The organism is Roseobacter sp. (assembly GCF_024639605.1).
GTDB lineage: Bacteria > Pseudomonadota > Alphaproteobacteria > Rhodobacterales > Rhodobacteraceae > Roseobacter.
In genome coordinates, this window is the sequence record NZ_JAHEHZ010000154.1 from 1 (window position 1) to 7,498 (window position 7,498).

The 7,498-nt window shown below is 61.3% G+C and carries 6 protein-coding genes and 2 pseudogenes; 3 read left to right on the forward strand and 5 right to left on the reverse strand.

From position 1 onward, the window contains the following. From Q0M35_RS15725 to Q0M35_RS15735, 4 genes and pseudogenes are all read right to left on the reverse strand, one after another. The coding region (locus Q0M35_RS15725; protein WP_295316974.1) for an MmgE/PrpD family protein at positions 1-1,295 on the reverse strand (1,295 nt) is incomplete at its 3' end. Positions 1,296-1,365: 70 nt separating this feature from the next. Continuing rightward, positions 1,366-2,250, reverse strand: coding sequence for a 3-hydroxyisobutyrate dehydrogenase (gene mmsB / locus Q0M35_RS18590; protein WP_366519675.1), 885 nt, complete (start codon positions 2,248-2,250; stop codon positions 1,366-1,368). Between the two features lie 33 nt (positions 2,251-2,283). Further along, a pseudogene (locus tag Q0M35_RS18595) lies at positions 2,284-3,294 on the reverse strand (enoyl-CoA hydratase/isomerase family protein); the annotation flags it as partial. Positions 3,295-3,362: 68 nt separating this feature from the next. Beyond that, the gene (locus tag Q0M35_RS15735) at positions 3,363-4,862 is read right to left on the reverse strand and encodes a CoA-acylating methylmalonate-semialdehyde dehydrogenase (RefSeq protein ID WP_295316979.1); all 1,500 of its coding nucleotides are present in this window, start codon (positions 4,860-4,862) and stop codon (positions 3,363-3,365) included. A gap of 159 nt (positions 4,863-5,021) precedes the next feature. Here Q0M35_RS15735 and Q0M35_RS15740 point away from each other — a divergent pair, with 159 nt between their 5' ends. The 3 genes from Q0M35_RS15740 to coaD all read left to right on the forward strand — a co-directional run bounded on the left by Q0M35_RS15740 (position 5,022) and on the right by coaD (position 7,015). After that, the gene (locus tag Q0M35_RS15740; protein WP_295316981.1) at positions 5,022-5,918 is read left to right on the forward strand and encodes a LysR family transcriptional regulator; all 897 of its coding nucleotides are present in this window, start codon (positions 5,022-5,024) and stop codon (positions 5,916-5,918) included. Positions 5,919-5,979: 61 nt separating this feature from the next. After that, positions 5,980-6,414, forward strand: coding sequence for a CBS domain-containing protein (locus Q0M35_RS15745; protein WP_295316983.1), 435 nt, complete (start codon positions 5,980-5,982; stop codon positions 6,412-6,414). A gap of 103 nt (positions 6,415-6,517) precedes the next feature. Further along, complete coding sequence (coaD, locus tag Q0M35_RS15750; protein ID WP_295316985.1) at positions 6,518-7,015, forward strand: pantetheine-phosphate adenylyltransferase; 498 nt, start codon at positions 6,518-6,520, stop codon at positions 7,013-7,015. Positions 7,016-7,024: 9 nt separating this feature from the next. Here the strand turns inward: coaD and Q0M35_RS15755 are convergent. Then, positions 7,025-7,498, reverse strand: a pseudogene (locus Q0M35_RS15755) (erythrose-4-phosphate dehydrogenase); the annotation flags it as partial.

Sequence of the window (7,498 nt, forward strand, 5' to 3'; positions counted from 1 at the left end):
TCGGGCGCGTTGAGGTTATCAAATCTGCCGCAAAGCGTTTCCAGCTCATCGGCGCGCGCCCGGCCCATAACCGGATCGGCAAGGAGATGAAATTTATTGGAAATCTCACTGTCGCTCAGGGGGATGTCCGTGTCACCACGCGGGGTGCGCGGTGATGTGCTCAGCTCTCGACCGTCGGTGGTCCGGATTGAAACGCCTGCCCAGCGTTTACCCACGCTGATCGCCGTAAAGTGTTCATCATCAATCAGTTTCGTGGCGCAGCTGATGCGCAGGATATCCGGATCCATCAGTGTTTCAGGCGACAGCTCCGCGACCCCGATCTCACCCCGGACAATCATCGTGGCCACCGGAAACGCGATTGAATAGGCAAATTCATCCGGGCTGGCCGGGGTGTGACCGGCAAGCCGGGTCGCGTTATGAAAAGTGCAGATTTCAACCGATGCCACATCCCTGTGGTGCAGCCCGTTCACGCGCATGATATCCGCGGCCGCGTCAATGGCAGGATGGGCCCAGCGGCAACATGGATAGGGTTTGTAATGCGTGTCCTCGACAAGGCGCCAGGCCGTGCCGAGATCGTCCCAGAAGGCCGGCGCCTGTTCGCAGGTCAGAGCCGGGGCCCCGGTGAAACCAGCCAGCGCCAGCCATGCCGCCGTGACGCCGGAGGGCGCCCCCCAGCCTACGCCGTCTCGCAGCATGGTAGGGTGGTCGATGCAGCGCATCATCTGGCTGCGCGGACCATGATACTCGCCGATACCTGCTGCATGCCTGATCTGACCGGCTGTGCCCCCGAGAGCGCGCGCGCAGGCGGTGGCCACACCGGTCGCCGTCCAGGCGCCGGACGTATGATAGTCGGCGCAGGTGGCGTGTTGTGCAAGGCCGGCGCGGTAGCTGACCTCATAGGCAATGGCCAGAAGGACCGCAAAGTCAGATCCCTGCATGTCGTTCCTGACGTCAGCAACGGCCAGCAGCGCAGGAAAGACCGCAGAGCCTGCATGACCCTTGCACGGGGATGTTCCGTCATGAGCGTCAACACTGTCGATCGTCATTGCACCGGCCATGGCCGCACCCGCAGGGCTCACCCGGTTGCCGTACATCAGGATGCGCGACGCGCCTGCTGATCCCGGGCCGAACAGGGCCAGAGCCGCTGTCCGCGCGATGCCTGCCATATCAGACCGCGAAGCCACCGCAGCCACCCCCATCGTGTCCAGAAAAGAGCGCCGCAACACGCGCAGCACATCGTCGGGCAGATCGTCATATCTCAGACCGGCGGCGAATTCATGAAAAGGACGGGGCATGCGGGGCTCCTTGATGCAACGGTTCTCAGGATACGCCGCGCAACGTGGGGCAGCCCGTTCAGATGCGACCTCAGGACGACCGCCCGCGCGCCTCAAAACGCGGTAGCATGGCGGAGAAATCCTTGCCCTTTCCGTCTTCATTCTCGACAAACTGACGGTAAAGGGCCAGAGCCAGAGCGCCCATCGGCGTGTCGGCGTCCACGGCCTCAGCGGCCTGCTGAGAGAGCCCCAGGTCCTTGACCATCAGCTCTGACGCAAAACCGGGCGTATAACCGTTGTCGGCAGGGCTTTGCGGCCCGATGCCAGGGGCGGGACAATAGGCGTTCATGCTCCAGCTGTAACCTGATGAGGTGCTGACCACGTCAAACATTCTCGCGCGGTCCAGCCCGAGTTTGTCCGCCAGCGCGAATGCTTCGCAGGTTGCGATCATCGTGGCACCGAGGATCATATTGTTGCAGATTTTTGCCGCCTGGCCCGCACCGGCCTCACCGCAATGCACGGCCTTCTGGCCCATTACATCGAAAAGCGGGGTCGCAGCCCGGAACGCGGCCTCTGTGCCGCCTGCCATAAAGGTCAGTGTGCCTGCAGAGGCGCCGCCGATCCCGCCCGACACCGGGGCATCGGCAAACTGCACACCGGCATCTTCAGCCGCTGCCGCGACCGCGCGCGCGGCCTCCACATCAACTGTCGAGCAATCCAGCAGCAAAGCGCCTTTCTTCATTGCCGGGAGAACCTCATCCGCGACGTGGCGCAGAACAGCCCCGTTGGGCAACATGCAGATCACCACATCGGCGTCTGTCGCGACAGCGGCGGCTGTCTGCGCCGCTCTGACACCTTCTGCGGTGGTGCCGGCGGTATCAAACCCTGTCACCTCATGCCCGGCCCGTGCGAGATTGGCGGCCATCGGGGCACCCATATTCCCGAGCCCGATAAAGCCGATCTTTGCCTTTTTCATTGTTGTCTCCTCCTCCAGCTTCAGGGGATTGTCCCTGACCGGCATCAGCATTTTGCTGATCACAGCGGACGGCACAGAACGGCCCGCGTGCTGCCAGACAGGTTTGCGGTCTTTGTCGATAATAGCCGCCCGGATACCTTCCATAAGGTCGCCATGCTCCAGCGCCCGGCTGGTAAAGCGGTATTCAAGATCGAGCGCCTTTGCCATGCTCAGCGAGGGCCCCCGAAGGCGGTGAATGACCTCCACGGTGCAGGCCATCGACAGCGGGCTGTTGCGCGAGAGCGCCTTTAGGGTGTCGCGGGCGAAATCACTGTCATCATGGGAAAGGGAGGTCAGAATATCCCCGACGGTCTCTCCGCCGAAGTGCCGGTCAATCTGCGCCATGTGCGCCTCAAGCGGTGCTGCGCCGGGGTCGGCGGCTGCAGCCTCAAGGATCGCCGTGTCCGCGCCTGTCTCCAGCGCCTCAATCAGCCCGGGCCAGGCGGCTTCGTCAATCATCAGATCGGCGAACCCTGCGAGGATCGCGTCAGCTGCCGTCATGCGGGTGGCCGTCGTCCCGAGGTATTCGCCCAGACGCCCCGGTGCCAGCGCCAGCATCAGCGTGCCGCCCACATCAGGTATGAGCCCGATGCCGCATTCGGGCATCGCAATCCGGCTGCTTTCCCCGACGATGCGGTGAGAGCCGTGGCAGCCGATGCCGACACCGCCGCCCATGGTAAAGCCCTGCAAAAACGAAATGACCGGCTTGGGATAGCTGAATATTTTCGCATTCATCCGGTATTCATCGGCCCAGAAACGCCGGCCGTAGTCAAAATCCCCTGCGATGCCTCTGGCGTAGAGCTCCGCGATATCACCGCCTGCGCAGAAGGCCCGTTCACCTTCTGCATCGATCACGATATGCGCGATGCTTCCGTCATCACGCCACCGGTCCAGCGCCGCTTCGATGGCAAGGCACATGTCATAGGTCAGGGCATTCAGGGCGCCGGGCCGCATCAGCGTGATGCGCCCGGCGGGCCCGGTCTGACGGATGCTGATATCGCTCATAGTGACGGATTTCCCCTGCTGCCTCCGCCCATATTAAAAGGGCCGCACCGAAGTGCGACCCTTAATTGTCATTCCATCACAGGGATCGAGAATTCGCCGCCTTCTTTGATACCGGACGGCCAGCGCGCCGTCACGGTTTTGGTGCGGGTGTAGAATTTGAACGCATCAGGTCCGTGCTGATTGAGATCGCCAAAGACCGATTTCTTCCAGCCACCAAAGGTGTGATAGGCCAGCGGCACAGGGATCGGCACGTTAACCCCGATCATGCCCACATTCACCCGGTTCGCGAAATCACGCGCGGCGTCACCGTCTCGGGTAAAGATCGCGGTGCCGTTGCCATATTCATGGTCCATCGCGAGCCCCAGCGCCTCCTCATAGGACTGTGCCCTGACTGTCGACAGCACCGGGCCGAAGATCTCGTATTTATAGATGTCCATGTCTTTGGTCACGTTGTCAAAGAGGTGCGGGCCTACGAAAAAGCCATCCTCATAGCCCTGCAGTTTGAAATCGCGACCGTCGACCACAAGGGTCGCACCCTGGTCGATACCGGTCTGAACAAGGCGTTCGATATTGGCCTTGGCCGCGGCCGTCACGACGGGGCCGTAATCGACGTCGTTGCCGGCAGTGTAGGGTCCGACTTTCAGCTTTTCGATGCGCGGCACCAGCTTTTCGATCAGGCGGTCAGCGGTCTCATCGCCCACCGGCACGGCAACCGAGATCGCCATGCAGCGCTCGCCGGCAGCGCCATAGCCTGCACCTATCAGCGCATCCGCGGCCTGGTCCATATCGGCGTCGGGCATGATGATCATATGGTTTTTTGCACCGCCGAAACACTGCACCCGTTTGCCGTTGGCGCAGCCGGTGCCATAGATGTATTCGGCGATCGGTGTGGAGCCCACAAAGCCCACGGACTGAATCACATCGTGATGCAGGATCGCGTCGACGGCCTCTTTGTCGCCGTTCACCACCTGCAGGATGCCTTTGGGCAGTCCTGCTTCTTCCATCAGTTCGGCAAGCATCAGCGGCACGGAAGGATCGCGCTCGGAGGGCTTGAGGATAAACGAGTTTCCGCAGGCAATCGCCGGCGCAAACATCCACATCGGGATCATCGCCGGAAAATTGAAGGGCGTGATGCCAGCAGTCACGCCAAGCGCCTGGCGCATTGAATACATATCGATGCCGCGCCCGGCACTGTCGGTATATTCACCTTTCAGCAGATGCGGCGCACCGATGCAGTATTCCACCACCTCAAGCCCGCGCTGCACGTCGCCGGCGGCATCGGGCAGGGTTTTGCCATGCTCGCGGCTCAGTGCCTCTGCAAGTTTGTCCATATCGCGGTTCAGCAGATCGACAAACTTCATCAGAACGCGCGCGCGGCGCTGCGGGTTCGTAGCGGCCCATGACGGTTGCGCAGCCGCTGCATATTCCACCGCCTGGCCCATCTCTTCGGTCGAGGCGAGCGGGACTTTTGCCTGCACTTCGCCGGTCGCGGGGTTCATCACATCGGCAAACCGCCCGGACGTGCCTTTGACGTGTGCGCCATTGATATAGTGTGTAAGTTCCTGCATGGCAGTCTCCCTGGTGCAGCGCTGGCGAGGCTCCGGCCCCGCAAACGATATGGATTGGTTCGTGGTCAGCTACGGGTATAGTCTTGCAAAAACGAGCCTTAAAGAGGAAAGATAGCAAATCAGTTTTGCATTTTTGCAAAGCATGAGGGGTGAAACGCTGTGCAGACCAACTGGGACGATCTGCGACTTTTTCTTGCGGTGGCACGCGAAGAAAGCCTGTCAGGGGCCGGCAAACGCCTGCGGCTGGATCCCGCTACCGTCGGGCGGCGTATGGCGCGGCTGGAAACGGCGCTGCAGGCGGCGTTGTTCGTCAAATCACCACAGGGGTACACGCTGACCGACGCGGGTGCGGCACTTCTGGCACGCTCTGAAGCTGCAGAGCAGGCTATGCGCGTGGCAGTTGCGGGTCTTCCGGCGCAGGGCGAACAACTACACGGACAGATCCGCATCGGCGCGCCGGACGGCTGCGCCAATTATCTGCTGCCTCAGGTCTGTGCCGCCATTGCCGATGATAACCCCGAGCTTGATATCCAGATTGTTGCTCTGCCACGCGTCTTTAATCTTTCACGGCGCGAAGCAGACATGGCCATCGCGGTGAGCGCGCCGGGAGCGGGGCGGCTGGTCGTGCAGAAAATCACCGATTACCGTCTGCATCTGGCCGCAGGAGAAAGCTATCTGGCCGGGCACGGTCCGGTGAAAACGCTGGACGATCTGCGGGGGCTTCGGCTGGTCGGCTATATCCCTGATATGATTTTCGACCGCGAACTGGATTATCTTGCTGACATCGGAATGGCCCGGGTGCCACTGGCGTCCAATTCGGCCTCCGTTCAGGTCAATCTGATCCGGCAGGGCGGCGGGATCGGCGTGGCGCATGACTTTTCGCTGCCCGCCACGCCCGGCGTGCGCCGCGTTCTGACAGACGTGGTGAGCCTGACACGGTCGTTCTGGCTGATCCGTCACGCCGATGATCAGCGCAACGCGCGACTGACCCGTTTTGCCGAAAGCCTGAGCGCGGGTCTGCGCGCAGAAGTTGCCCGTCTGGAAGCGCAAGCTTGACAGAAAGCCGGTTTGCGGTGACGCTGAAGCAGATCACAGATACGTCAGAACGAGGTGTGGCATGCTTGTTTCCCAGATCCTGAAAACCAAGTCTTCAGAAGGTGTTGTCACCGTACCGCCAACGACGCTGGTCTCCGAGGCCGCAAAAATGCTGTCAGAAAAACGCATCGGCACGGTGATCGTTTCGCGCGACGGATCCTCCGCAGACGGGATCCTGTCCGAGCGGGATATCGTGCGCGAGATCGGGGCGCGCGGTGCAGGTTGTCTGACCAACACCGTCGACACGCTGATGACTTCAAAGCTGGTGACCTGTTCGGGGGATGACGTCGCTGATGTGATCCTCAAAAAGATGACCGAGGGACGTTTCCGCCATATGCCGGTCATTGAAAACGGCGAACTGAAGGGCCTGATTTCCCTTGGTGACGTTGTTAAGGCGCGTCTGATGGAACTGGCCATGGAAAAAGACGCCCTCGAAGGAATGATCATGGGCCACTGAGCCCGCCAGTGTCCTGCACCCTGACAACCGCCCGCGTGAAACGCTTGCAATCTGCGTGCTGAAATGATCGGTTGAGCCCGCAGAAGAAGACAGGAGCGTCGCCATGCGTGTCGGCCTTTACCCCGGAACCTTTGACCCCGTGACGCTCGGACACCTGGACATCATCCGGCGCACCTCTGTGCTGCTTGACCGGCTGGTCATCGGTGTCGCGATCAACCGCGACAAAGGTCCGCTTTTCGATCTCGAAGAACGCGTGGCCATGGTCGGGGCGGAGTGCGCCAGGCTCTCAGAACAGACCGGCATGGAAATTGTCGTGCATCCGTTTGAGAACCTGCTGATTGACTGTGCACGCGATGTCGGCGCGCAGGTCATCGTCCGCGGGCTGCGTGCTGTGGCAGATTTTGAATACGAATATCAGATGGTTGGCATGAACCGTCAGCTTGATGACGGCATCGAAACCGTATTTCTGATGGCTGAGGCGGAGCATCAGGCCATTGCCAGCAAGCTCGTTAAAGAGATTGCGCGTCTGGGCGGAGACGTCAGCAAATTCGTGACCCCGCTGGTGCGCGAAAAGCTTCTGGCGCGGATTGAGGAACGCTGACGCCGCAGCTCAGCCGCTTGCGGCCACGACGCGCACCATATCGCGCAACCGGCAGGAAAACCCCCATTCGTTGTCATACCAGGCAAGGACGCGCACCAAAGTGCCACTTTGAACCCGGGTCTGATCGGTCGCAACGATCGCGCTGTGCGGGTCGCGCAGCAGATCACGCGAGACCAGCTTGTCTTCTGTCACGCCGATGATCCCGCGCATGTTCCCGGCGGCGGCTTCGATAAACAACGCATTGACCTCATCGGGTGTCACAGGCCGCGCCACCTCGACCGTCAGATCGATACACGAAACATCCGCCACCGGCACCCGGATCGCCTGACCCGTGATCAGCCCGGCAAGCTCTGGCAGCACCAGCCCCAGCGTTTGGGCGGCACCTGTCGAGGTGGGTACCATCGACAATGCAGCCCCACGCGCGCGGTAAAGATCTTCGTGCGGGCCGTCATGCACCCCCTGCGAGGTTGTATAGCAATGTAC

Bases quoted from the DNA above. Each gene is read 5' to 3' on its own strand.
- mmsB (WP_366519675.1), bottom strand. From the start codon at position 2,250: ATGAAAAAGGCAAAGATCGGCTTTATCGGGCTCGGGAATATGGGTGCC.
- Q0M35_RS15735 (WP_295316979.1), bottom strand. From the start codon at position 4,862: ATGCAGGAACTTACACACTATATCAATGGCGCACACGTCAAAGGCACG.
- Q0M35_RS15745 (WP_295316983.1), top strand. From the start codon at position 5,980: ATGCTTGTTTCCCAGATCCTGAAAACCAAGTCTTCAGAAGGTGTTGTC.
- coaD (WP_295316985.1), top strand. From the start codon at position 6,518: ATGCGTGTCGGCCTTTACCCCGGAACCTTTGACCCCGTGACGCTCGGA.